Source organism: Variovorax sp. GW822-FHT04E09 (genome assembly GCF_058800845.1).
Map to the genome: position 1 here is coordinate 971,270 of NZ_JBXAMR010000001.1, position 23,794 is coordinate 995,063.

At 67.4% G+C, this 23,794-nt stretch carries 19 protein-coding genes; 2 read left to right on the plus strand and 17 right to left on the minus strand.

Translation table 11 applies throughout. The features are described 5' to 3' along the window. Positions 1–6 precede the first annotated feature (6 nt). From hisS to AC1RL8_RS04700, 9 genes are all read right to left on the minus strand, one after another. Entirely contained in the window at positions 7–1,317 is a 1,311-nt protein-coding gene (hisS, locus tag AC1RL8_RS04660; RefSeq protein WP_492684032.1) for a histidine--tRNA ligase, read from the minus strand. A 15-nt stretch (positions 1,318–1,332) separates the two neighbouring features. Beyond that, positions 1,333–2,613: a flavodoxin-dependent (E)-4-hydroxy-3-methylbut-2-enyl-diphosphate synthase gene (gene ispG, locus AC1RL8_RS04665; protein WP_070061008.1), complete on the minus strand. Its 1,281-nt coding sequence runs from the start codon at positions 2,611–2,613 to the stop codon at positions 1,333–1,335. Then, positions 2,610–3,533: a helix-turn-helix domain-containing protein gene (locus AC1RL8_RS04670; RefSeq protein ID WP_492684033.1), complete on the minus strand. Its 924-nt coding sequence runs from the start codon at positions 3,531–3,533 to the stop codon at positions 2,610–2,612. Before AC1RL8_RS04670 ends, ispG begins: the two co-directional genes overlap by 4 nt. After that, entirely contained in the window at positions 3,526–4,377 is an 852-nt protein-coding gene (pilW, locus tag AC1RL8_RS04675; RefSeq protein WP_095745652.1) for a type IV pilus biogenesis/stability protein PilW, read from the minus strand. Before pilW ends, AC1RL8_RS04670 begins: the two co-directional genes overlap by 8 nt. Positions 4,378–4,381: 4 nt before the next feature. Beyond that, a complete protein-coding gene (gene rlmN, locus AC1RL8_RS04680; protein WP_492684034.1) occupies positions 4,382–5,551 on the minus strand; it encodes a dual-specificity RNA methyltransferase RlmN in 1,170 nt (389 codons plus the stop codon). Positions 5,552–5,572: 21 nt separating this feature from the next. After that, on the minus strand, positions 5,573–5,998 hold the full coding sequence (gene ndk, locus AC1RL8_RS04685) for a nucleoside-diphosphate kinase (protein WP_013542117.1): 426 nt from the start codon (positions 5,996–5,998) through the stop codon (positions 5,573–5,575). Positions 5,999–6,150: 152 nt separating this feature from the next. Next, positions 6,151–7,989: a pseudouridine synthase gene (locus AC1RL8_RS04690; protein WP_492684035.1), complete on the minus strand. Its 1,839-nt coding sequence runs from the start codon at positions 7,987–7,989 to the stop codon at positions 6,151–6,153. Beyond that, positions 7,986–8,921, minus strand: coding sequence for an SMC-Scp complex subunit ScpB (gene scpB, locus AC1RL8_RS04695; protein ID WP_492684036.1), 936 nt, complete (start codon positions 8,919–8,921; stop codon positions 7,986–7,988). Before scpB ends, AC1RL8_RS04690 begins: the two co-directional genes overlap by 4 nt. A 128-nt stretch (positions 8,922–9,049) precedes the next feature. Further along, the gene (locus tag AC1RL8_RS04700; RefSeq protein WP_492684854.1) at positions 9,050–10,066 is read right to left on the minus strand and encodes an RluA family pseudouridine synthase; all 1,017 of its coding nucleotides are present in this window, start codon (positions 10,064–10,066) and stop codon (positions 9,050–9,052) included. Between the two features lie 23 nt (positions 10,067–10,089). Between AC1RL8_RS04700 and AC1RL8_RS04705 the strand changes: the two genes are divergently transcribed. Continuing rightward, positions 10,090–10,899 (plus strand): outer membrane protein assembly factor BamD, encoded by an 810-nt coding sequence (locus tag AC1RL8_RS04705; RefSeq protein ID WP_070061014.1) that lies wholly within the window; start codon positions 10,090–10,092, stop codon positions 10,897–10,899. 21 nt (positions 10,900–10,920) lie between these two features. On the opposite strand, the gene yoaA is transcribed toward AC1RL8_RS04705, so the two are convergent. Beyond that, a complete protein-coding gene (gene yoaA / locus AC1RL8_RS04710; RefSeq protein ID WP_492684037.1) occupies positions 10,921–13,002 on the minus strand; it encodes a DNA repair helicase YoaA in 2,082 nt (693 codons plus the stop codon). Beyond that, on the minus strand, positions 12,999–13,205 hold the full coding sequence (locus tag AC1RL8_RS04715; protein ID WP_062481953.1) for an HP1242/YdcH family protein: 207 nt from the start codon (positions 13,203–13,205) through the stop codon (positions 12,999–13,001). The genes yoaA and AC1RL8_RS04715 overlap by 4 nt, the downstream gene beginning before the upstream one ends. 107 nt (positions 13,206–13,312) lie before the next feature. Between AC1RL8_RS04715 and AC1RL8_RS04720 the strand changes: the two genes are divergently transcribed. Then, a complete protein-coding gene (locus AC1RL8_RS04720) occupies positions 13,313–14,083 on the plus strand; it encodes a PP2C family protein-serine/threonine phosphatase (RefSeq protein WP_492684038.1) in 771 nt (256 codons plus the stop codon). A 21-nt stretch (positions 14,084–14,104) separates the two neighbouring features. Here AC1RL8_RS04720 and AC1RL8_RS04725 read toward each other — a convergent pair whose 3' ends face one another. The 6 genes from AC1RL8_RS04725 to AC1RL8_RS04750 form a co-directional block, all read right to left on the minus strand. Beyond that, positions 14,105–14,764, minus strand: coding sequence for a hypothetical protein (locus AC1RL8_RS04725; RefSeq protein WP_492684039.1), 660 nt, complete (start codon positions 14,762–14,764; stop codon positions 14,105–14,107). Next, complete coding sequence (zapE, locus tag AC1RL8_RS04730; protein WP_492684040.1) at positions 14,761–15,858, minus strand: cell division protein ZapE; 1,098 nt, start codon at positions 15,856–15,858, stop codon at positions 14,761–14,763. Before zapE ends, AC1RL8_RS04725 begins: the two co-directional genes overlap by 4 nt. A gap of 82 nt (positions 15,859–15,940) precedes the next feature. After that, complete coding sequence (gene lpdA / locus AC1RL8_RS04735) at positions 15,941–17,371, minus strand: dihydrolipoyl dehydrogenase (RefSeq protein ID WP_492684041.1); 1,431 nt, start codon at positions 17,369–17,371, stop codon at positions 15,941–15,943. 19 nt (positions 17,372–17,390) lie between these two features. After that, a complete protein-coding gene (odhB, locus tag AC1RL8_RS04740) occupies positions 17,391–18,647 on the minus strand; it encodes a 2-oxoglutarate dehydrogenase complex dihydrolipoyllysine-residue succinyltransferase (protein WP_070061019.1) in 1,257 nt (418 codons plus the stop codon). Between the two features lie 54 nt (positions 18,648–18,701). Continuing rightward, on the minus strand, positions 18,702–21,578 hold the full coding sequence (locus AC1RL8_RS04745; RefSeq protein WP_062480820.1) for a 2-oxoglutarate dehydrogenase E1 component: 2,877 nt from the start codon (positions 21,576–21,578) through the stop codon (positions 18,702–18,704). A 195-nt stretch (positions 21,579–21,773) separates the two neighbouring features. Further along, entirely contained in the window at positions 21,774–23,789 is a 2,016-nt protein-coding gene (locus AC1RL8_RS04750) for a propionate--CoA ligase (protein ID WP_492684042.1), read from the minus strand. Positions 23,790–23,794: the final 5 nt, after the last annotated feature.

The window sequence follows — 23,794 nt, forward strand, 5'->3', positions numbered from 1 at the left end:
GCGCTGTCAGAGGTTGGGAGCCGGCGATTGTAGGGTGACGGCCCAGGTGGTCACTTCAGCAAGTGAACGGGCGGACTGCGCAACGCTGGCGTCGCGCAAGGCCTTGAGAGTCACTTCACCGCGTGCAAGTTCATCGGCGCCGAAGATCAGCGCGTAGGTGGCACCGCTGGCGTCCGCCTTGCGCATCTGCGCCTTGAAGCTCGCCAGGCCCTCGGCGGTGCTGGCGTGCATCTGCACGCGCACGCCGGTTTCGCGCAGCTGCTGCAAGGCGCGCAGCACGACGGGCATCGAAGCGGCGTCGGGCACGATGGCATAGACATCGGGCACCGGTGCCGGCACTTCGGCGCCCTGCTCTTTCAGCAGGTCGAGCACGCGCTCGACGCCGATGGCCCAGCCCACGGCGGGCGCCGGCTTGCCGCCGATCTGGGCGATCAGGTCGTCGTAGCGGCCGCCGGCGCACACCGTGCCCTGCGCGCCGAGGCGGTCGGTCACGAACTCGAACACCGTGAGGTTGTAGTAGTCGAGCCCGCGCACGAGGCGCGGGTTGATCGTGAAGGCAATGTCGTTGGCCTTGAGGATGGCTTGCAGCCCCTCGAAGTGCGCCAGCGATTCGGCACCGAGAAAGTCGATCAGCTTCGGCGCCGACTCGACCACCTCTTTCATGGCTGGGTTCTTCGTGTCGAGGATGCGCAGCGGGTTGCTGTGCAGGCGGCGCTTGCCGTCCTCGTCGAGCTTGTCGGCGTGCTGCTCGAAGTGGGCGATGAGCTGGGCGCGGTGCAGCGCACGCTCGGCCGGCTGGCCCAGGCTGTTGAGTTCCAGGCGCACGTCGGTCAGGCCGATGGCCTTCCACAGCGCGGTGGCCAACAGGATCAGTTCGGCGTCGACATCGGGCCCGGCGAAACCGAGCGCCTCGGCGCCGATCTGGTGGAACTGGCGGAAGCGCCCACGCTGCGGCTTTTCGCGGCGGAACATCGGACCCGTGTACCAGAGGCGCTTGGGCCCCTCGTAGAGCATGTTGTGCTCGATCACGGCACGCACGAGGCCGGCCGTGTTCTCCGGTCGCATCGCCAGATGCTCCGACTGCCCATGCTTGTCCGAACGGTCTTCGAAGGCGTACATCTCCTTCTCGACGATGTCCGTCACCTCGCCGATGCCGCGCACGAACAGCGCCGTGTGCTCCAGGATCGGGGTGCGGACGTTGCGGTACGCATAGCGCCCCATCAGGTCGCGCACGGTGGCTTCGAGCCACTCCCAGCGCGCCGATTCGGGCGGCAATATGTCGTTCATGCCTTTGACGGCATTCAGTTTTTCAGCCATGAGTCTGCGGAGGTGTCAGGCCAGGACAGCGTGCTCGCTGCCGAAGCGCTTTTCGATGTAGGTTTCGACGAGCTGGTGGAACTCGTTGGCGATATTGTCGCCGCGCAGCGTGAGGGCCTTTTCGCCGTCGATGAAGACCGGCGCGGCCGGCGCTTCGCCCGTGCCGGGCAGGCTGATGCCGATGTCGGCGTGCTTGCTCTCGCCGGGGCCGTTGACGATGCAGCCCATGACGGCCACCTTCAGCGTCTCGACACCGGGGTACTTCTTGCGCCAGACCGGCATCTGCAGGCGCAGGTAGTCGTCGATCTGCTTGGCCAGTTCCTGGAACGTGGTGCTCGTGGTGCGCCCGCAGCCCGGGCAGGCCGTGACGCTCGGCACGAACACGCGCAGGCCCAGGGCCTGGAGGATTTCGTTGGCGATCAGCACTTCCTGCGTGCGCGACTCGCCCGGCTGCGGCGTGAGCGACACGCGGATCGTGTCGCCGATGCCCTCTTGCAGCAGGATCGACAGCGCCGTGGCCGAGGCCACCGTGCCCTTGGTGCCCATGCCGGCTTCGGTCAGGCCCAGGTGCAGCGGGTTGTCGCAGCGCTTCGCGAGTTCGCGGTAGACCGAGATCAGGTCCTGCACGCCGCTCACCTTGCACGACAGGATGACCTGGTTGCCGGCCATGCCCATCGATTCGGCCAGCTTCGCGGATTCGATGGCCGAGGTGATCAGCGCCTCGTACATCACCTGCTTGGCATCCCAGGGCTCGGCGCGCTGGCTGTTGGTGTCCATCAGGCTGGCGAGCAGTTCCTGGTCGAGGCTGCCCCAGTTCACGCCGATGCGCACCGGCTTGTTCCAGCGCATGGCCGCGTCGATCATCTGGCCGAACTGCTTGTCCTTCTTGTCGCCCTTGCCCACGTTGCCGGGGTTGATGCGGTACTTGCTCAGCGCCTCGGCGCAGGCCGGATAGTCGGTGAGCAGGCGGTGGCCGTTGTAGTGGAAGTCGCCGATCAGCGGCACATCGATGCCCATGCGGTCGAGCTGCTCGCGGATGTAGGGCACCTGGGCGGCGGCTTCGGGCGTGTTGACGGTGATGCGGACCATCTCGGAGCCCGCGATGGCGAGTTCCTTGACCTGGATCGCGGTGCCGATGGCATCGACCGTGTCGGTGTTGGTCATCGACTGCACGCGCGTGGGCGCGTCGCCCCCCACCGTGACGATGCGCGGGCCCCAGACCACGCTGGCCTGGCGCGAGCGGCGCGCCTTGGGCGCCGCCGATTCGATGGGCTGGGGAGTGCAGTCGGTTGTCACGATTTCACCTCGAAACGCGCCACGCCACCGCCGCGGGTGACAGGCTTCAGATCGTAGGGCTTTCCGTTCACCTGCACATCGACGGCCGATGCACGCCCCACCACCACGGACAGGGGCAGCGTGCCGGACAGCCCGACGGTCTCGCCGACCTGCAGGCTGCGGCGCAGCAGTTGCTTGCCACCGGCCTCGGTGACGGTGATCCAGCATTCCTCGCGCGCCACGAAGACGAGCTGCTGGCTGCTGGCGGTGCTGGCGCTGGTGTTGGCGACGGCCGCGAGGGGCGCGGAGGCCGGGGCGGCTGGCGCGGCGGCGACCGGTGCAGCGCCCACGGGGCCGGTCGGCGCCACGGCCTGCGTCGGCACGGGCTCCGAGACATCGGCCGGATCGGCGGGCGGCGGCATGGTCTCGCCCTCGTTCTTTGCGGTCAGCCGCGCGACGGAGGCGCCGATCTGGTCGAACGCCGACTGCGGCATCCAGAACAGCACGCCGGCGCCGATCAAGAGCAGCACCACGACCGTCAGCAGCGCGCGCGACGGCAGGCCGCCGGAGCGCCCACCGTTCCAGCGCGGCGTGTCGGACACGACGCGGGCATTCAACGTGCGATTGGTTTCGGCCAGCGGTGCGCGCTGTGCGCCCGGCAGCTTGGCAAGCACGGGCGCCGGATCGATGCGCAGTGCGCGGCACACGCTGCTGGCCAGGGCCCGGGCGAACACCGGATCGGGCAGCGAGGCGATGTCGTCGGCCTCGAGCGCGATCAGCTTTTGCGGCGGCACCTTGAGCGCCGCGGCCACCATCTCGATGTGCAGGCCATGCGCTTCGCGCGCCTCGCGCAGCATGTCGCCGGCCGTCTTGTGCGCGACGTCGCCTTCTGCCAGCGGCAGCGCCGCGGACGTCCCGAACTCCGAAACCCGTTCAGTCATTGAAATTCCCGCGCTCGTACGCCATTGCCTCCCGCGATTGAGGGAAACGTCGTTGCAATTGACCGCCCAGCTGCGCGACAGCCTCGCGGTTGTTGAGCTTCCGTTCGATCTTGATGCCGAGCCAGAGCGTCTCGGCATTGGCCGAGGGGCTGTTGTTGACACGGCGGACGTAGAACTGCGCGCGCGACCATTCTTCGCGCTGCGCCAGCACCGAGGCCAGGTTGAAGCCGACCACCGGATTGCCGGCATCGAGCTCGTAGGCCTGCAGGAGGCTGCGCTCGGCCTGCGGCCGCTGGCCGGCCTTGAGCTCGCACACCCCCTGGGTCATGAGCGTCTTGGCACGGTCGGCATAGCTGGGCACGGCCAGTGCCGCGGCGAACTGCTGCGCGGCGTCGCCGTAGCGGTTCTGCTGGCACAGCAGCCAGCCATAGTTGTGGCGCGTGTTGGCGTCGCGCGGATTGATCGCGACCGCGCGGCGGAAGCTGTCTTCGGCCTGGCCGGCGTCGTCCAGCCGCATGTAGACCAGGCCGCGCAGGTTGTAGGCGTCGGCGTAGTTCGGATCGATGGCCAGCACCTGCTTGAGCTCTTCGAGGGCGACCGAGGGCTGGCCGTGTTCGAAGTAGCCGGCGGCCAGTTCCATCCGCAGGCGGGCACGGCGACGGTTGTTTTCGTCGACGTCGGTCACGGCAGTGGTACCGCTGTCGGCCCCGCTGCCGACAAGCCCGGTGGTGGTGGTTCGCGTGTTGACGCAGCCCGCGAGAAGAAGCGCCACGGCGACGCTCGCGATTCCTGCGCTCAGCACTCGCTGCACGCTCGCGGTCGTCGTCGGAAAGGCCATGCTCATTGCGTCAATGCTCCTGGGGAACGGTGGTCTTGGGGGTCTTGGCGCGGGTCGGGTGCAGAACGACGGGACGCTCGGCCACCGCCGCACGGCGCTGGGCCATGCGCTCGGCCGCACGGGTGCGGTCTTTCACGTCGCCGGCGAGCTGTCCGCAGGCGGCGTCGATGTCGTCACCGCGCGTCTTGCGCACGGTGGTCACGAGGCCCGCTTCGCTCAGCGTGCGGGCAAAGGCCAGCACGCGCGGTTGCGGCGAGCGCAGCAGGCCCGACGCCGGGAACGGGTTGAACGGAATCAGGTTGAACTTGCACGAGACGTCGTGCTTGCGCACGAGCTCGATCAGCTGCCGCGCATGTTCGGGCTGGTCGTTCACGCCGTCCAGCATGCAGTATTCGAAGGTGATGAAGTCGCGCGGCGCATGCACGAGGTAGCGCTTGCAGGCCTCGAGCAGTTCGGCGATCGGGTACTTGCGATTGAGCGGCACGAGGTCGTCGCGCAGCGCATCGTTGGGCGCATGCAGCGAGACGGCCATGGCCACGGCGCAATCGGTGCCCAGGCGGTCGATCATCGGCACCACGCCGGAGGTCGACACGGTGACCCGGCGGCGCGACAGCCCGTAGGCGTTGTCGTCGAGCATGGTGCGCAAGGCAGGCACCAGCGCCGAGTAGTTCTGCAGCGGCTCGCCCATGCCCATCATCACCACGTTGGAGATGACGCGCTCGCTGCGACTCAGGTGCTTGCGCAGGAAATGCTCGGCGAACCAGAGCTGCGCGACGATTTCGCCCGTGGTGAGGTTGCGGCTGAAGCCCTGATGCCCGGTCGAGCAAAAGCGGCAGCCCACGGCGCAACCGGCCTGCGACGACACGCACAGCGTGCCGCGATCGTCTTCGGGAATGAACACGGCCTCGACCGCATCGCCGCCGCCGACGTCGAACAGCCACTTGATCGTGCCGTCCTTGGATTCATGCTGCGTGAGGACCGACAGGGCCTCCACGCGCGCGGTGGTCGCGAGTTTCTCGCGCAGCGACTTCGCCAGATCGGTCATCTGGGTGAAGTCGCTGGCGCCACGCTGGTGGATCCAGCGGAACAGCTGCGTGGCGCGGAATTTTTTCTCGCCGAGTTTTTCGCAGAACGCAGCCAGCCCGTCGAGATCGAATTCGAGCAGATTGGCTGTGGTCATGAATTCAGGCGAGCAACGGCTTCAGCGTGCGTAGACGTTGAGGCCGGCGAAGAAGAACGACACTTCGTTGGCAGCCGTTTCGGGCGCGTCCGAGCCGTGAACGGCGTTGGCGTCGATGCTGTCGGCGAAGTCGGCGCGGATGGTGCCGGCGGCTGCCTTCTTGGGGTCCGTGGCGCCCATCAGGTCACGGTTCTTGGCGATGGCGTTCTCGCCTTCGAGCACTTGCACGAACACGGGGCCCGAGATCATGAACTCGACGAGGTCCTTGAAGAAGGGACGCTCCTTGTGCACCGAGTAGAACTGCTCGGCTTCGTTGCGCGACAGGTGAACCAGCTTGGCGGCGACGATCTTGAGGCCGGCAGCCTCGAAGCGGGAAACGATCTTGCCGATGACGTTCTTGGCGACGGCGTCGGGCTTGATGATGGAAAGGGTACGTTCGATAGCCATTGAAATGCTTCCTGAGCTTTGATTTTGAAGTGTTTTGTCACAACTGCAACGAGTTTGTTTCGTGGCACGTCGACAAAGCCTCTGATTTTAACCGGCGCGACCTGCGGGATTGGTGAAAACCCCGCGAAAGGCCGCGCTCCGACGGCTGGCTTTCAGCGTCCGCGACGGCGTCCGCCGCCGCCGCCGCCGCCGCCACCGCCAAAGCCACCACCGCCGCCTTGCGAGCCGCCACCACCGCCGCGACGTCCCGGACCGCCGCGCTGTTCCTTGCGCTGACGCGAGAAGCTGTCGGCGCCGATGTAGCCGAGCGAGGTCTTCATCGGATCGGGCTGATTGGCAGCACCGCCACCACCACCGCCCGCCGAACGGTTGCCACCGCCCTGCCCTTGGCCCTGGCGGTTGCCCGGACCGGCGTTGCCGCGGCGCCCCTGCTGTGGCGGGCCACCGTTGCCGCCGCCCCGATTGGGACCACCGCGCCCGCCGCGCGGCGGACGACCGTCGCCCAGCGGGCTCGGGATCGGCGCTTCACCGCGCGCTTCACGCGGCTGACCGCCACCCATGCCGCCGTTGCGGTTGTTGTTGTTGCCGCGGCGCTTCTTGTTCCGGCCGTTGCGACCGCCACCCTCCGGCCCGCCGGGACCGCGTTGCGACGGACCCGCCGGTCGCGCCTGCGCACCGCCCGAAGCCTGGAACAGCGCCTGGATGTCGCGCTCGTCGAGCTCCATCCAGGCACCGCGCTTGAGACCGCGCGGCAGCACCATCGCGCCGTAGCGGATGCGGATGAGTCGGCTGACCGCATGGCCCACCGACTCGAACAGGCGGCGCACCTCGCGGTTGCGGCCTTCGGAAATGGTCACGCGGTACCAGCAGTTGGAGCCTTCTCCGCCACCGTCTTCGATGGTGCCGAACTGCGCCATGCCGTCGTCCAGGCGCACACCCTCGAGCAGCCTCTTCTTTTCTTCGCTGGTGAGCGCGCCCAGCACGCGCACCGCGTACTCGCGCTCCAGGCCGAAGCGCGGGTGCATGAGTTGGTTGGCCAGATCGCCGGAGCTGCTGAACAGCAACAGGCCTTCGGTGTTCAGGTCGAGCCGGCCGACCGACTGCCACTTGCCCTGCTGCAGACGCGGCAGCTTGCGGAACACCGTCGGGCGGTTCTGCGGATCGTCGTGCGTGACCACCTCGCCCACGGGCTTGTGGTACGCGATCACGCGCGGCGGCGGCGGTGCGATGCGGTAGCGGATCGGCTTGCCGTTGATCTTGACCTGGTCGCCGTACTGGATGCGCTGACCGATGTGGGCCGGCTCGTTGTTGACCGAGATGCGGCCCTGCAAGATGAGTTGCTCCATCTCGAGGCGCGAACCGAGGCCGGCCTGCGCCAGCACCTTGTGCAGCTTGGGCGAATCGGCCTCGGGCAGCAGCACGCGCTTGAGCGGCGGCACCTCGGGGCTTTCCTCGTCGGCGTCGAACTGGCCGGAAATGACGTCGGCAAAACGGATCGGCTCGGTCGGCGGCGCATTGCGCTGCTCGCGCTCGGCGGCGCGACGGGCGCGGTCGAGGTCGTCTTCCTCTTCGTCGGGCTCGTCTTCCTCGTCGTCTTCGTCATCCCCGCGGTCGTCGTCCTCGTCCTCGTCGGACATCTGGGGACGCTGTGCTTCGACCGGCGCCGGCTCGTTTGCCTCGGCTGCCGCCGCTTCGACAACCACGGGCGCCACATCGGGCTGGACCGTCGCGGGAGCCTCGGCCACAGGAGCGACTTCCGCCGCGCTCACCAATTGCTCGTCCGCAGCCGGCGCCTCGACCACCTTCTTCTTGCGGGGTGCACGCGGCTTCTTCGGCGCTTCCCCGGCCTCGGCCCCTGCCGGCTCTGCGGGCGCAGCGACGGATTCGACAGCAACTTCCGTCACCTTCTTGGGCGTGGCGGCCCGCTTCCGCTTCTTGACTTCGGGTTCGACCGGCAGCATCGCTGCGTCGTCGGTGTCGGATGAGCTCATGGGGTTTTTCCGGGAGAAACAGCGTGGGGGTCGTGGGGGTCGGTCTCGTCCGCTGCGGGGGACGGGACCTCAGATTCGGGTTCTTCGGGCGCGGCGGCCACTTCGGGTTCGGCGGGCGGCTCGCCGGTTTCTGGCTCGGACACAGGCAACGCCTCATCGACGGGCTCGGCGGCCTCGGCGATCGCCACCACCTCTTCGGCAAACTCCGCCGCATCGGTCGAGACGACTTCCGCCAGCTCTGCCGACTCGGGCGGCGCATCGACCATGGCGAGTTCGGTCTGCACGCCTTCTTCTTCATCCGCCGACGTTGCGGGCTCTGCAGATTCCGCAACGGCCTCTTCCGCCGCATCGCCGTCGATCGGCAGCCCCGGCTGGTCGCCCGCGGCCTGCTGCAGTGCGTCAACCAGCGCCGCCTGCTGCGCAGGCGTTTCCACCAGCGGCAGCTGGTCCAGCGAGGCCAGACCTAGGTCGTCGAGGAACTGGCGGGTGGTCGCGTAGAGCGCGGGCCGGCCGACCGTTTCGCGGTGGCCGATCACCTCGACCCAGCCTCGGTCTTCGAGCTGCTTCAGGATCAGGGAGTTGATCGTGACGCCGCGGATGTCTTCCATGTCGCCGCGCGTGGCCGGCTGCCGGTAGGCAATGATGGCCAGCGTCTCGAGCGCGGCGCGCGTGTAGCGCGGCGGCTTCTCGGGATGCAGGCGATCGAGGGCATCGCGCATCTCGGGCCGGCTCTGGAAACGCCAGCCGCTGCCGACGCTCACCAGCTCCAGGCCGCGTTGCGCCCAGTCTTCCTGCAGTTCGAGCAACAGCACCTTGATCGTGTCCACGCCCAGCTCGTCGTCGAACAGCACGCGCATGTCGCGCACCGGCAGCGGCTGGCTCGAACAGATCAAGGCGGTTTCGAGAATGCGCTTGGCATCCGCCGTATTCATGGTTCGCGTTATCCGGAAAAAGGCGCCTGGCGACGCTTGTTCAGATGGATGGAAGGGGTAGGCGTTGCCGGCACGCGGCGAGTGCAACGCAAGGCCGGCATCGGGTGGCCGGCGCGGCCCTCGGGCCGTCAGGCGCGATTGTAATCCAGCCCCCAGGTCTGCAAAGCCTGCGCCAGATCGGGCGGCGGCGGCGAACGGAACTCCATCGCCTGCTGCGTGACGGGATGCACGAACGCCAGCCGGAACGCATGCAGCGCCTGCCGCGACAGACCCGCTGCGGGCGCGCCGCCATACAGAGCGTCGCCGACCAGCGGATGGCCGATCGACGCCATGTGCACGCGGATCTGGTGGGTGCGGCCGGTTTCGAGCGTGCAGCGCACCGCGCAGCCGTCGGTGTGGCTGTCGAGCCGCTCGATCAGCGTGCGCGCGGTCTTGCCCGCGTGGCGCTCCAGGTCGACCACGGCCATGCGCAGCCGGTTGCGCGGATCGCGACCGATCGGCGCATCGACCTGCCGCGCCGACGCGCCTTCCCAGGCCTTGTGCCCCATCGCCAGGTACTGGCGCTTCACGTCGCGCGCGGCGATCAGCGCCACCATGGCGTCCATCGCGGCCCGCGTGCGCGCCACCACCATCAGGCCGCTGGTGTCGCGGTCGAGGCGGTGCACGATGCCCGCGCGCGGCAGCAGCACGGCCTTCGGATCGAGCGCCAGCAACCCGTTCAGCAGCGTGCCGCTCCAGTGGCCCGGCGCCGGGTGCACCACCAGGCCGGCCGGCTTGTCGATGATCCGCAGGTGCTCGTCTTCATGGACCGTGACCAGGTCCATCGCCTCGGGCCGGAAGGCCTGGCTCTGGGGCGTGGGCCGCAATTCGATGCGCCCCGACTGGCCCGCACGCACCGTGGCAGAGACCTTGGTGAGCGTGCGCCCTTGCAGCTCGACGGCGCCCGCCTCAATGAGTTGCTGAAGGTAACTGCGCGAAAACTCGGGCACCAGCGCCGCCAGGGCGCGGTCGAGCCGCTGCCCGTGCTGCGCCTGGTCGATGGCGAAGGGCCGCAGCTCGCTGGGCTCCGCGAGATCGGCGCCCTCTTCAGGTTCAGGCCCTTCCGGGGGATCGGTCAGGGGGTCGGTCGATATAATTGAGGGCAACTGTTTCACGAAAGCCGTATGTGATGTTTCGCGCCAAATTATCGGTCCCTGCCTGGATCGCGCTCAGCGCGGCGGCCCTTCTCGTCGCCGGTTGCGGTTCCACCACCAAGGAAGACAAGACCGCGAACTGGAGCCCCAACCGCATCTACTCGGAAGCCAAGGACGAAGTCGGCTCCGGCGCCTACGACAAGGCGGTGCCGCTGTACGAGAAGCTCGAAGGCCGTGCCGCCGGCACGCCGCTGGCCCAGCAGGCCCAGCTCGAAAAGGCCTACGCCCAGCACAAGGCCGGCGAAAAGGCCAACGCCATCGCCACGCTCGACCGCTTCATGAAGCTGCACCCGGCCAGCCCGGCGTTCGACTACGCGCTTTACCTGAAGGGCGTGATCAACTTCAACGACGACCTGGGCATGTTCGCGTTCCTGACGCGCCAGGACCTGTCCGAGCGCGACCAGAAGGCCGCCAAGGAATCGTTCGAATCCTTCCGCGACCTCGTGACGCGCTTCCCCGAGTCGCGCTACGCGCCCGACGCGCGCCAGCGCATGAACTACATCGTGAACTCGCTCGCGCAGTACGAAGTTCACGTGGCGCGCTACTACTACTCGCGTGGCGCCTACCTGGCGGCCATCAACCGGGCGCAGATCGCGCTGTCCGACTACCGCGAAGTGCCGGCACTCGAGGAAGCCCTGTACATCATGGTCAAGTCGTACGACGCGCTCGGCATGAAGGACCTGCGCGACGATGCACAACGCGTGCTGACCACTAACTACCCGCAGAGCACCTACCTGGCGAACGGCTTCAAGGGCAGCACCGACCCCTGGTGGAAGCTCTGGTAATCCAGCGCCTCCCGATAGATATCAGTAAGGTTTCCTGAGCGCGTCGATCGCGCTCTCGAAATCCGCTTCGGTTTCCAGCCGGCGCATCGGCGGCAACGCCGCCAGCAGCCGCCGGCCATAGCCCATCGCCACGAGGCGCGTGTCGCAGATTGCGAGCACGCCGCTGTCGGTTTCACGGCGAATGAGGCGCCCCGCCCCCTGTTTCAATGCCACGGCCGCTTCGGGCAGCGAGTAATCGCTGAACGAGCTGCGCCCCTGCGCTTCGAGCCGCTGCGAGCGGGCCTCCACCAGCGGATCGTTGGGCGGCGGGAACGGCAGCTTGTCGATCACCACGAATTGCAGCGCGTCGCCCGGCGCATCGAAACCTTCCCAGAACGAGGCCGACGCCACCAGCACGCAGCCCGCGCGCCCGTTGCTCGCGCCTTCGCGGAAGCGGTCCATGAGCACGCGCTTGGGCAGCTCGCCCTGCACCAGCACCTCGGGTCGTGCCTGCGCCTCGAGCAGTTCGAATTGCTGGCGCATCGCATCGCCGATGGTGCGCAGCGCGCGCAGCGTGGTGGTCAGCACCAGCGTGCGCCCGCCGAGTTCGGCGGCGCCGTGCGCAGCCAGCTTGGCCACCTGCTGGCTGTGCGTGGGATCGTTGGGCTTCGGAAAGGCCCGCGGCACATAGATTGCTGCCTGCGAGGCGTAGTCGAAGGGGCTTTGCACGCGCAGCACTTCGGCGTCGCGCAGGCCGCAGGGCTCAGTGAACCAGCGCAGCGTCGGGTCGTCGCCCAGCGTGGCGGAGGTGAAGACCCAGGCGCGGCGGCTGTCTTCCTGCGGAGGCGGCGGGACGGCGCCGTGCTCCGGGTCTTCCTCGTCTTCGCCATAGGGCAGGTCGGACTCCACGGGCTCGTCGGCCAGCTTGAGCACCCGCTTGCGCATCGCATCGGCGATGTCGAGCGGCGACTCGATCAGGCGCAGCTGCGTGCCCACGTCGACCCAGCGCACCGAGTCGAGTTCGCACGGCTGCGCGAAGCGTGCCGTGCGCTTGGCGAGCTGGCGCGCGCGCTCGTGCAGGCGCACGAAGTCGGGCGAAATCTCGCTCACCGTGTCCAGCCCGTCGGCGGCCAGAACGAAGGCGTCCTGCAGGTCGTCGAGTGCGCCTTGCCAGGCTTCGGCATTCACGCCCTCGGGGGCCGGGCCGATCCAGCGCAGCTTGGCGCCCGGCCATTGCTTGCCGACCACCAGCCGCAGCTCGCGCGCCGCGCGTTCGACCCCTGCCACCAGCTGCTGCCAGTCGACCAGCCCGCGCGCATGCTGCAGGCCCGCGCCGAGCATGTCACGTGCGAAGTCGAGCGCCTGCCCGCTGCCGAGCTGTGCGCCCAGGAACTGCACGCCGGTCTCGTTGAGCTGGTGCGCCTCGTCGAACACGACGACGCTCACGGTCGGCAGCAACTCGGCCATGCCGGTCTCACGCACCGCGAGGTCGGCAAAGAACAGGTGGTGGTTGATGACCACGATGTCGGCCGCCAGCGCCTCGCGTCGCGCCAGGTTGACGTGGCAGGCCTTGAACTGCGGGCATTGCGCGCCCAGGCAGTTCTCGCGCGTGGAAGTGATCAGCGGGATCAGCGGCGAGCGCTCGTCGAGCCCCGGCAGTTCGGCGAGGTCGCCGGTGCGCGTGGCTTTCGACCACTGCTCGATCTTCGCCAGCGTGCGCAGGCTGCCGCGCTCGGGCAGCGAGGCGTCGTGGCGCGCCATGTCGAGGCGGTGCAGGCACAGGTAGCTGCCCCGCCCTTTCAGCAGCGCCGTGCGTATCGGCAGTGCGAAGGCCTCGACGAGCCGCGGCAGGTCGCGGCCGAACAGCTGGTCCTGCAGGGTCTTGGTGGCGGTCGAGAGCAGCACGCGCTCGCCGCTCAGCAGCGCTGGCACGAGGTACGAAAAAGTCTTGCCCACGCCAGTGCCGGCCTCGACCACGAGCATGCCGCCGTCGGAGATGGTCCGGGCCACGGCCATCGCCATCTCAGTCTGGCCGCCGCGTTCGCGGAACTGCTCGGCGGCCTGCGACAGCACCCCGTCCTGCGCGAACGCATCGCGCACCTGGTTTTCGAGCGGCGACGTCACGCCGGTTCTTTCGGGTCGAGCGCGTTCTCGAGCTGGGCGATCTGGTCGCGCAGGGCGAGGCGGCGCTTTTTCAGGCGGCGCATCAGCAGTTCGTCCTGCGGCGTGCCGTCTTCCGAGAGCCGGTCGATGGTGGCGTCGAGGTCGGCATGCGCAATGCGCAGTTCGATCAGCTGACGGGAAAGGGAATGAAGATTGGAGTCCAACGGTGGGGGTGCGCGTGCCGCATGGGGCCGCGCGTGTTCATTCGATAATACGTCCTGACACGAACCCCAGAGAAGACAGAAAGCGCGCCTCTGGCGCCCCAGCGCTCATGACCCAAGGCTTTCGACTCGCCGCCGCCACCGGCCTCCACAAGGGGGATCGCCCCTACCAGCAGGACCAGGTGCTGTTGATGAGCCACCCTCGCACGCCGGGCTGCGTGCTCGGCGTCATCGCCGACGGCATGGGCGGGCGCAGCGGCGGACGCAAGGCGTCCGACCAGGTGCTGATGACCGCACGCCAGCTCTTCACCCGCTACAGCCCCGAACGCGACGACCCCGCCGTCGTGCTGCGCCAGTTGCTCGAAGACGCCCACACGGTGATCAAGCTCACCGCACTCTCGAGCGAGCAGGAACCGCACAGCACGCTGGCCGCCTTCCTGATGAATCCCAAGGGCGACTGCGCCTGGATCCACGCAGGCGACTCGCGCATCTATCACTTCAACGACGGCGCGCTGGTCAAGCGCACGCGCGACCATTCGTACGTGCAGGCGCTGGTCGATCGCGGCCAGATCAGCGAGGCCGAGGCCAACATCCATCCGCAGGGCAACATCCTGCTGGGTTGCCTGGGCATGACGACCACGCCGCCGCCCGTCGATCCGCACTACATCGCCAAGCTGCAGCCGGGCGACCTGCTGATGGCCTGCAGCGACGGGCTGTGGCACTACTTCTCTCCCGAGGAACTGGCCAGCGTGCTGTACGCGCAGCCGCCGCGCGACGCGGTGGAAATCCTGGTGGGAGAAGCACGGCGCCGTGCGCGCGGCACGGGCGACAACATCTCGATCGCGGTGCTCAAGCTCGACCGGCTGCCCGCGGCGGCCTGAGCGCCCGCCCTCTTTCAAGGATCAGGGCGAGGAAGCCGCCGGTGCTGGCGGCAACGGCGCACCGCGCGGCTTGGTGCGCTCGGCGTTCTGGCGCTCGCGGTTGGCACGGTGTTCGGCGGCCCGTTTCTGCTTGTCCTCGAAGCGCGTGGTCGCGGCCGGCGCTTCGGCGCGGCGCTGGGCCGCCTTGGCCTGCTCGTCGGCGTGGGCCTTCTGCTTGTTCTCGAACTGGCGCTGGCGCTCGGCCGCGTCGGCCGCGGTCGCGGCCCGGCTCGCGGCGTGGTCGGCGGCGCGCTGCTCGCGCGCCTTCTGGTCTTCCTGCGACTTCTCGCGCTGTTCGCGCGAATCCTGCGGGCGCTGGGTGGCGGCCTTCTGGTCGAGCTTCTGCAGCTCGGCCGCGCCGCTGCGCTGGCGCTGGATGTCGTTGATCGCGGTTTCCTGCCGCTTGATGTGGTCGGTTTCCTTGCGACGGCGGCTGCGGCTTTCGCGCAGGCAGTCTTCGACTGCGAACTTCTTGTAGCAGGCCGCCCGCTCCTTGGTGTAGCGCGACTCGATGGCCTCGCGCTCGGTGGCCAGACGGCTGCGTTCGGCTTCGAGATCGGCGCTGCCCGCCGCCGCATTGGACTGGGCCCAGAGCGGCAGGCTGGCCAAGGCCAGGAACAGGGCAAGAGCGGTTTTTTTCATGTGAGTCGGGTGTCGACGATGCGGCGTTCGAGGGCGAGGAATTCGCTCGACTGCATTTCGGTGAGCCGGGACACCGTGCGCGGAAACTCGTGCGCCAGCGGCCCCTCGGTGTACAACGCCTCGGGCGGAACCTCGGCCGACATGATGAGCTTGCAGCGCCGGTCGTACAAGACGTCGACCAGCCAGGTGAAACGGCGTGCTTCCGAGGCCATGCGCACCGGCATGTGCGGCACGTCGGACAGCAGCACGGTGTGGAACTGGCTCGCGATCTCGAGGTAGTCGTTCTGCGAGCGCGGGCCGCCGCACAGCGTCTTGAAGTCGAACCACACCACGCCGCCGGCCTTGCGCAGCGCGCGGATCTCGCGCTGCTCGATGTGCAGGATCGGGTTCTCGTCGGCCGTCTCGGCCAGCTTGTCGAAGGCGTGGCGCATTTCCTTCTCAGCCGCCGCGTCGTTCGGCGTGAGGTACATGCGCAGTTGCTCCAGCGTGCGGCGCCGGTAGTCGGTGCCGTTGTCCACGCTCAGCACTTCGAGCTTCTGGTTGAGCAGCGCAATGGCGGGCAGGATGCGATCGCGGTGCAGGCCGCCCGGGTACAGATCGTCGGGCTTGAAGTTCGAGGTGGTGACAAAGCCCACGCCGTTGTCGAACAGCGACACGAGCAGCCGGTGCAGGATCATCGCATCGGTGATGTCCGCGACGTGGAACTCGTCGAAGCAGATCAGCTTGTAGCGCTTGGAAATGCGCAGCCCCAGCTCGTCGAGCGGGTTCACGGTGCCCTGCAGATCGCGCAGCTCGCGGTGCACTTCGCGCATGAACTCGTGGAAGTGCAGGCGCGTCTTGCGCCGCAACGGGACGGCGTTGAAGAACAGGTCCATCAGGAAGCTCTTGCCGCGCCCCACGCCGCCGTACATGTAGACGCCGCGCGGCAGCTCCGGCCGGTTGATGAGCTTCTTCAGCGCATTGGAGCGCCGGGCCTTGTACTCGCCCCACTCGGTGGCGCAGCGGTCGAGCGCCTCGACGGCCGCGAGTTGTGCGGGATCGCTCTTGAACCCGCGTGCCGCGAGTTCCGCTTCGTAAGCCTGTTTGACGCTCAAGGGATCGGATCGCTTCAAAAATGGAGAGCCCCGACCGCCCCGCGAGGGTCGATCGGGGCCGGGTTCGCTCAAGAACCGGAGATCAGAAGTTGAGCGTGCGCTTGTCCACGGCCAGGGCCGCTTCCTTGGTGGCTTCCGACAGCGACGGGTGCGCATGGCAGATGCGCGCGATGTCTTCGGCACTGGCCTTGAACTCCATCGCCACGACGGCTTCGGAGATCAGCTCGCTGGCCTGCGGGCCCACGATGTGCACGCCCAGGATCTCGTCCGTGGCGGCGTCGGCCAGGAACTTGACCATGCCGGTCGTGTCGCCCAGCGCGCGTGCGCGGCCGTTCGCCAGGAACGGGAAGGTGCCGGCCTTGTAGGCGCGGCCCGCGGCCTTGAGCTGCTGCTCGGTCTGGCCGACCCACGCGATCTCGGGGCTGGTGTAGATCACCCACGGCACGGTGTTGAAGTTCACGTGGCCATGCTGGCCCGCGATCCGCTCCGCCACGGCCACGCCTTCTTCCTCCGCCTTGTGCGCCAGCATCGGGCCGCGCACCACGTCGCCGATGGCCCACACGTTGGGCAGGCTGGTCTTGCAGTCGTCGTCCACGGCGATGGCGCCGCGTTCGTCGAGCTTCAGGCCCACGGCTTCGGCGTTCAGGCCGATGGTGTTGGGCACGCGGCCGATCGAGACGATCAGCTTGTCGACTTCCAGCGTCTGGGCTTCGCCCTTGGCGTTGGTCCAGGCGACGCTCACGCCCTTCTTCGACGACTTGATCTCGCCGACCTTGACGCCGAGTTCGATCTTGAGCTTCTGCTTGTCGAAGGCCTTCTTGGCTTCCTTGGCGATCTGCTCGTCCACGGCGCCCAGGAAGGTCGGCAGTGCTTCGAGCACCGTGACCTCGGCACCGAGGCGGCGCCACACCGAGCCCATTTCGAGGCCGATGACGCCCGAGCCGATCAGGCCCAGCTTCTTGGGCACCGCGCCGATGCGCAGCGCGCCGTCGTTCGAGAGGATGTTTTCCTCGTCGAACGGCGTGCCCGGCAGCGCGCGGGCGTTGGAGCCCGTGGCGACGATGATGTGCTTGCCGCTGATCGATTCTTCAGCAGCGCCTGCCACCTTGATCTCGTAGCCGGTTTCGTCGGTCTTCACGAACGAACCGCGGCCATGGAAGAAGCTGATCTTGTTCTTCTTGAACAGGTACAGGATGCCGTCGTTGTTCTGCTTCACGACCTGGTCCTTGCGGGCCAGCATCTTGTCGATGTCCAGGCCGAGGCCTTCGACCTTGATGCCGTGGTCCGCAAAGTGGTGGCCGGCCTGCTCGAAGTGCTCCGACGATTGCAGCAGCGCCTTCGAGGGAATGCAGCCGACGTTGGTGCAGGTGCCGCCCGGTGCGGGGCCGCCCTTGCCGTTCTTCCACTCGTCGATGCAGGCCACGTTGAAGCCGAGCTGCGCAGCGCGGATCGCCGCGATGTAGCCGCCAGGACCGCCGCCGATGACGACGACGTCGAATTGCTTGTTTGCCATCTGTGTCTTGCTCCCCGGATCAGATGTCGAACAGCAGGCGCGACGGATCTTCCAGCGCTTCCTTCATGGCGACCAGGCCCAGCACGGCTTCGCGGCCGTCGATGATGCGGTGGTCGTAGCTCATGGCGAGGTAGTTCATCGGGCGAACGACGATCTGGCCGTTTTCGACCACGGCGCGGTCCTTGGTGGCGTGCACGCCCAAGATGGCCGACTGGGGCGGGTTGATGATCGGGGTCGAGAGCATCGAGCCGAAGGTGCCGCCGTTGGAGATGGAGAACGTGCCGCCGGTCATTTCTTCAATGCCCAGCTTGCCGTCCTGCGCCTTCTTGCCGTACTCGGCGATCTTCTTCTCGATGTCGGCGAAGCTCATCTGGTCTGCATTGCGCAGGATGGGCACCACCAGGCCGCGCGGCGAACCGACGGCGATGCCGATGTCGAAGTAGCCGTGGTACAGGATGTCGTTGCCGTCGACCGAGGCGTTGAGCACCGGGTACTTCTTCAGCGCGTGCACCGCGGCCTTCACGAAGAAGCTCATGAAGCCGAGCTTCACGCCGTGTTCCTTGGTGAACGCGTCCTGGAACTTCTTGCGCAGGTCCATGACCGGGGCCATGTTCACTTCGTTGAAGGTGGTCAGGATGGCGTTGGTCGATTGCGACTGGATCAGGCGCTCGGCGATGCGCGCGCGCAGGCGGCTCATCGGCACGCGCTGTTCCGGACGCTCGCCCAGGTCGGGTGCGGCAGGCGCGGCGACCTGTTGCAGCGCGGGCTTGGCAGCCGGTGCGGCGATGGTGGCGGCAGGCTTGGCGCCGGCAGCCACGGCGCCGAGCACGTCGCCCTTGGTCACGCGGCCGTCCTTGCCCGTGCCGGCCACGTCGCTGGTCTTCAGGTTGTTGTCGGCCAGCAGCTTGGCGGCGGCGGGCATGGCGACGTCGGCCTTCGAACCACCGGTGGCAGCGGCTGCCGCTGCGGGGGCAGCAGCGGCCGGTGCGGCGGCGGGTGCAGCTGCTGCAGCAGGCGCTGCGGCGGCGGCCTTGCCGTCGGTGTCGATCTTGGCGATCAGCTGCTCGGCCACCACGGTGGCGCCGTCGGGCTGAACGATCTCGACCAGCACGCCAGCCGAGGGTGCGGGCACTTCGAGCACGACCTTGTCGGTTTCGATCTCGATCAGGATTTCATCGACGGCGACAGCTTCGCCGGCTTTCTTCTTCCACGTGAGCATGGTGGCCTCGGCCACGGATTCGGAAAGCTGGGGGACTTTGACTTCTACGATAGACATTTGGAGTGAGCTCCGTTTTGTTCTTGAGGGTGTTCGTGTGAAAAGGGACGGTTCTTACTTGGTCAGCACGAAGCCCTTGAGCTTGCCAAATGCGCCATCGACCAGCGCCTTCTGCTGTTCCTGGTGCAGGTGCGAGTAGCCGACGGCAGGCGATGCCGAGGCGGCACGGCCGGAGTAGCCGAGCTTCTGGCCTTCCTGCATGTTTTCGTGGATGTAGTGCTGCACGAAGAACCAGGCGCCCTGGTTCTGCGGCTCGTCCTGGCACCACACGATGTCCACGAGGTTGGGGTACTTCTTGACCTCGGCGGCGAAGGCCTTGTGCGGGAACGGGTAGAGCTGCTCGACGCGGATGATCGCCACGTCGTCGCTGCCCTGCTCTTCGCGCTTCTTGGCCAGGTCGTAGTAGACCTTGCCCGAGCAGGCGATCAGGCGCTTGACCTTCTCGGCCTTCAGGCCCTTGCTGTCGGGAATGACGGTCTGGAAGCTGCCCTTGGTGAACTCGGACAGCGGCGAGGTCGCGTCCTTGTTGCGCAGCAGCGACTTGGGCGTGAGGATGATCAGCGGCTTGCGCAGGTTGCGCACCATCTGACGGCGCAGGATGTGGAAGATCTGGCTGGCCGTGGTGGGCTGCACCACCTGCATGTTGGTGTCGGCGCTCAGCTGCATGAAGCGCTCCAGGCGTGCCGAGCTGTGCTCGGGGCCCTGGCCTTCGTAGCCGTGCGGCAGCATCATCGTGATGCCGTTGACGCGGCCCCACTTCACTTCGCCCGAGGCGATGAACTGGTCGATCACCACTTGCGCGCCGTTCACGAAGTCGCCGAACTGGGCTTCCCAGATGACGAGCGTGTTGGGGTCGTTCGAGGCGTAGCCGTATTCGAAGGCCAGCACGGCTTCTTCGGACAGGATCGAGTCGATGACGACGAACGGGGCCTGGTTCTCGGCCACGTTCTGCAGCGGCGTGTAGGTGCCGGTGTCGAACTTCTCGCGGTTCTGGTCGTGCAGCACGGCGTGGCGGTGCGTGAACGTGCCGCGGCCCGAGTCTTCACCCGACAGGCGCACCGGGTAGCCGCTGGCCACCAGCGAGGCAAAAGCCATGTGCTCGCCCATGCCCCAGTCGACGTTGACGTCGCCACGGCCCATGGCTGCGCGGTCGTCCAGCACCTTCTTCACGAGCGGGTGCACGGTGAAGTTCTCGGGTGCCTTGGTGATGCGTTCGGCCAGGCGCTTCCACTCGGCGGAGGGAATGGCGGTGTCGCCGGCGTCGGTCCACTTCTTGTTGAGGTACGGGCTCCAGTCGACGGCGTACTTGCTCTTGAAGTTGGTGAGCACGGGGTCGACGGTGTTCTTGCCTTCGTCGAAGGCGGCGCGCTGCGCCTTGACCATGTCGTCGCCGAGCGTGTCGCCCAGGCCTTGCGCAGCCAGCTTGTCGGCGTACAGCTTGCGCGTGCCGGGGTGGGCCGCGATCTTCTTGTACATCAGCGGCTGGGTGAGCGACGGCGTGTCCTGCTCGTTGTGGCCCAACTTGCGGAAGCAGATGATGTCGACGACCACGTCCTTCTGGAATTCCATGCGGAAGTCGAGAGCGAACTGGGTGGCGAGCACCACGGCTTCGGGATCGTCGCCGTTCACGTGCAGCACCGGTGCTTCGATCATCTTGACGATGTCCGAGCAGTACAGCGTCGAGCGGCTGTCGCGCGGGTCGCTGGTGGTGAAGCCGATCTGGTTGTTGATGACGATGTGCACCGTGCCGCCGGTGGAGTAACCACGGGTTTCGGCCAGTGCCAGCGTTTCCATCACGACGCCCTGGCCTGCGAAGGCGGCGTCGCCGTGCACGATCACGGGCAGCACCTGCTTGCCCAGCGGGTCGCCGCGGCGGTCCATGCGGGCGCGCACCGAGCCTTCGACCACGGGGTTCACGATTTCCAGGTGCGAGGGGTTGAACGCCAGGCTCAGGTGGACCGGACCGCCGGGGGTGGTCACGTCCGAGCTGAAGCCCTGGTGGTACTTGACGTCACCGGAGGGCAGGTCTTCGGGGGCGGTGTGGTCGAACTCGGCGAACAGGTCGGCGGGCATCTTGCCCAGCGAATTCACGAGCACGTTCAGGCGGCCGCGGTGGGCCATGCCGATCACGATTTCCTGCACGCCCTTGACGCCGGCCTGGTTGATCAGCTCGTCCATCGCGACGATGAAGCTTTCGCCGCCTTCGAGCGAGAAGCGCTTCTGGCCGACGTACTTGGTGTGCAGGAAGCGCTCGAGGCCTTCGGCGGCCGTCAGGCGGTTGAGCACGTGCTTCTTCTGCTCGGCGCTGAGCTTCGGGTTCGTGCGGGCGCTTTCGAGCTTCTGCTGCCACCAGCGCTTGTGGTTCTGGTCGGTGGTGTACATGTACTCGGCACCCATCGTGCCGCAGTACGTTTCACGCAAGGCATTGAGCAGGTCGCGCAGCGACATGGTCTCTTTGCCGAAGAAAGTGTTGCTGGTGTTGAACACCGTCTCGAGGTCGGCGTCGGCAAAACCGTAGAACGAGGGCTCGAGTTCCGGAATGGCGGGGCGCTCGGCGCGCTTGAGCGGGTCGAGGTCGGCCCAGCGGGCGCCGACGTTGCGGTAGGCGGCAATCAGCTGCTGGACTGCCGTGCGCTTGCGGCCGAGTTCGGAGTCGGCGCCGCTGGCCTGCACGACACGGGTCGTGCCCTGCTTGGCCAGTTCGGCAAAGGCGTTGATGACCGGCAGGTGGGGGACGTCGCGGGCGCTGGTGCCGTCGGCGGCGGGAACGTTCTGCAGGGCGTCGAAATACGTGCGCCAGTTGTCGGGAACGCTGCCGGGGTTGGCGAGGTAGTTTTCGTACATCTCCTCGACATAGGGCGCATTGCCGCCGAAGAGGTAGGTGTTGCCTTGATAGGCGGTGTACGCCGTGGGCGTAGAGGAATCGCTCATGATCCGCTGACCTTCGCTTCCCTGGAGGAAGCACGAGTTGGTTAAGAAACCTTCCGCGACACGGCTGGACCGATTGGCGGATGCGACTGTGGCTGGGGAAGGGCCTGAGTACCTTGGCATTGTGCCACGTCAACCATATGACGACAGAACGCGGCTGCGCAAGGCCCGCAACCCTACCCCGATTCGCGGCTGCGGTCAGGTGGCGGACAGTAACTGTTTGATCTGCTGCAACGTGGCCGGATCGTCGATGGTGGTCAGGTCGCCCGGGTCGCGCTGCTCGCACACGGCCTGGATGGCGCGGCGCAACAACTTGCCGCTGCGGGTCTTGGGCAGGCCGCTCACGAAGCGCACGCGCGCGGGCCGCGCCAGGGCGCCGAGCTGGTCGGCCACGACCTTCATGATCTCGCCCTCGAGCTTGAGTGCCGCATCGGCGTCGGTCACGGCCAGGCCGTCCTTCGGCACGACGAAGGCCATCGCCACCTGCCCCTTGAGCGTGTCGGCCACGCCGACCACGGCCACCTCGGCCACGTTGGCATGGCCCGAGATGCTCTCCTCGATCTCGCGCGTGCCCAGCCGGTGGCCAGCCACGTTGATCACGTCGTCGGTGCGGCCCAGGATGTAGAAATACCCGTCGGCATCGCGGATGCCCCAGTCGAAGGTCGAATAGACCATCTTGCCCGGCACGCTCTTCCAGTAGGTGTTGACGAAGCGCGCGTCGTCCTTCCACACGGTCTGCATGAAGCCCGGCGGCGTCGGCCCCTCGACCACGACCACGCCCTTCTCGTTCGCGCCGGTGAGCTCCTCGCCGGTCGACTCGTGCAGGATCTTGATGCGGTAGCCGTACATCGGCACGCCCGGGCTGCCGAACTTGCTGGGCTTGGCGTCCACGCCGTTGGCGATGGTGATCATCGGCCAGCCCGATTCGGTCTGCCAGTAGTTGTCGATGATCGGCACGCCCAGGCCGTCGCTGATCCAGCGCGCGGTCGGCTCGTCCAGCGGCTCGCCGGCCAGGAAGAGCGCGCGCAGGGTCGACAGGTCGTACTTCTTGAGCAGCGCCGGGTCTTGTTTCTTGAGCACGCGCACGGCGGTGGGCGCGCTGAACATCACCGTCACCTTGTACTTCTCGACCAGGCGCCACCAGATGCCGCCGTCGGGCTGCTGGTCGATGCCCTGCGTGGGCAGGCCCTCGTACATGATCGTCGCCATGCCCGCGATCAGCGGGCCGTAGACGATGTAGCTGTGGCCCACGACCCAGCCGATGTCGCTGGTCGAGAAGTAGGTTTCGCCGGGCCGGCCGTCGAAGATGTGCTTCATGCTGGCGGCCAGCGCCACGGCATAGCCGCCCACGTCGCGCTGCACGCCCTTGGGCTTGCCGGTGGTGCCGCTCGTGTAGATGGTGTAGCTGATGTCGGTCGAGGCCAGCCAAGTGCAGGGCACCAGCGCGTCCAGGTGCTTTTGTCTCAGTTCGCCCGCCAGGTGGTCGCGGCCGGCCACCAGCGTCATCGGCGCCAGGCCGCGGTCGGTCAGCAGCACGGCCTCGGGCTTGTGCTTCGACAGGCGGATGGCCTCGTCGAGCAGCGGCTTGTACGCGATGACCTTGCCGCCGCGCGAACCGGCATCGGCGCTCACGACCACCTTGGGCTCGGCGTCCTCGATGCGCGTGGCCAGCGAGCCGCTGGCGAAGCCACCGAACACCACGCAGTGGATGGCGCCGATGCGCGCGCAGGCCAGCATCGCGAAGGCAGCCTCGGGAATCATCGGCATGTAGATGAGCACGCGGTCGCCCTTGCCCACGCCCAGTTCGACGAGGCTGGCGGCGGTGCGCTGCACTTCCGCATGCAGCTCGGCGAAGCTGTAGCTTTTTTCGGTGCCGGTTTCTGTCGACACGAAGATCAGCGCCGGCTGGTCGCCCCGATCGGCCAGGTGTCGGTCGACGGCGTTGTGGCACAGGTTGGTGGTGCCGCCGACGAACCAGCGCGCGAACGGCGGCTGGCTGGCGTCGAGGATCTGCTGCGCGGGCGTGTGCCAGTCGATCAGCTTCGCCTGCTCGGCCCAGAAGGCCTCGGGCGCGTCGACGGACTGGCGGTAGAACTCTTCATAGCGGCTCATCGGGATCTGTCTCCTGTTGTATGGATGCCGTTCCGGACTCGCGCCGAAACTGAATTCATAATTATGGGAGTCGATCTTGCGGGAAGCTGACAGCCGCGGCAATTCGG

Excerpts from the sequence above, each read along its gene's own strand:
- rlmN (WP_492684034.1), bottom strand. The coding sequence starts at position 5,551 with ATGACCACAGCCAATCTGCTCGAATTCGATCTCGACGGGCTGGCTGCG.
- lpdA (WP_492684041.1), bottom strand. The coding sequence starts at position 17,371 with ATGGCAAACAAGCAATTCGACGTCGTCGTCATCGGCGGCGGTCCTGGC.
- AC1RL8_RS04720 (WP_492684038.1), top strand. The coding sequence starts at position 13,313 with ATGACCCAAGGCTTTCGACTCGCCGCCGCCACCGGCCTCCACAAGGGG.
- AC1RL8_RS04705 (WP_070061014.1), top strand. The coding sequence starts at position 10,090 with ATGTTTCGCGCCAAATTATCGGTCCCTGCCTGGATCGCGCTCAGCGCG.
- scpB (WP_492684036.1), bottom strand. The coding sequence starts at position 8,921 with ATGAATACGGCGGATGCCAAGCGCATTCTCGAAACCGCCTTGATCTGT.
- ndk (WP_013542117.1), bottom strand. The coding sequence starts at position 5,998 with ATGGCTATCGAACGTACCCTTTCCATCATCAAGCCCGACGCCGTCGCC.
- hisS (WP_492684032.1), bottom strand. The coding sequence starts at position 1,317 with ATGGCTGAAAAACTGAATGCCGTCAAAGGCATGAACGACATATTGCCG.
- AC1RL8_RS04745 (WP_062480820.1), bottom strand. The coding sequence starts at position 21,578 with ATGAGCGATTCCTCTACGCCCACGGCGTACACCGCCTATCAAGGCAAC.
- AC1RL8_RS04690 (WP_492684035.1), bottom strand. The coding sequence starts at position 7,989 with ATGAGCTCATCCGACACCGACGACGCAGCGATGCTGCCGGTCGAACCC.
- pilW (WP_095745652.1), bottom strand. The coding sequence starts at position 4,377 with ATGAGCATGGCCTTTCCGACGACGACCGCGAGCGTGCAGCGAGTGCTG.
- odhB (WP_070061019.1), bottom strand. The coding sequence starts at position 18,647 with ATGTCTATCGTAGAAGTCAAAGTCCCCCAGCTTTCCGAATCCGTGGCC.
- AC1RL8_RS04725 (WP_492684039.1), bottom strand. The coding sequence starts at position 14,764 with ATGAAAAAAACCGCTCTTGCCCTGTTCCTGGCCTTGGCCAGCCTGCCG.
- AC1RL8_RS04670 (WP_492684033.1), bottom strand. The coding sequence starts at position 3,533 with ATGACTGAACGGGTTTCGGAGTTCGGGACGTCCGCGGCGCTGCCGCTG.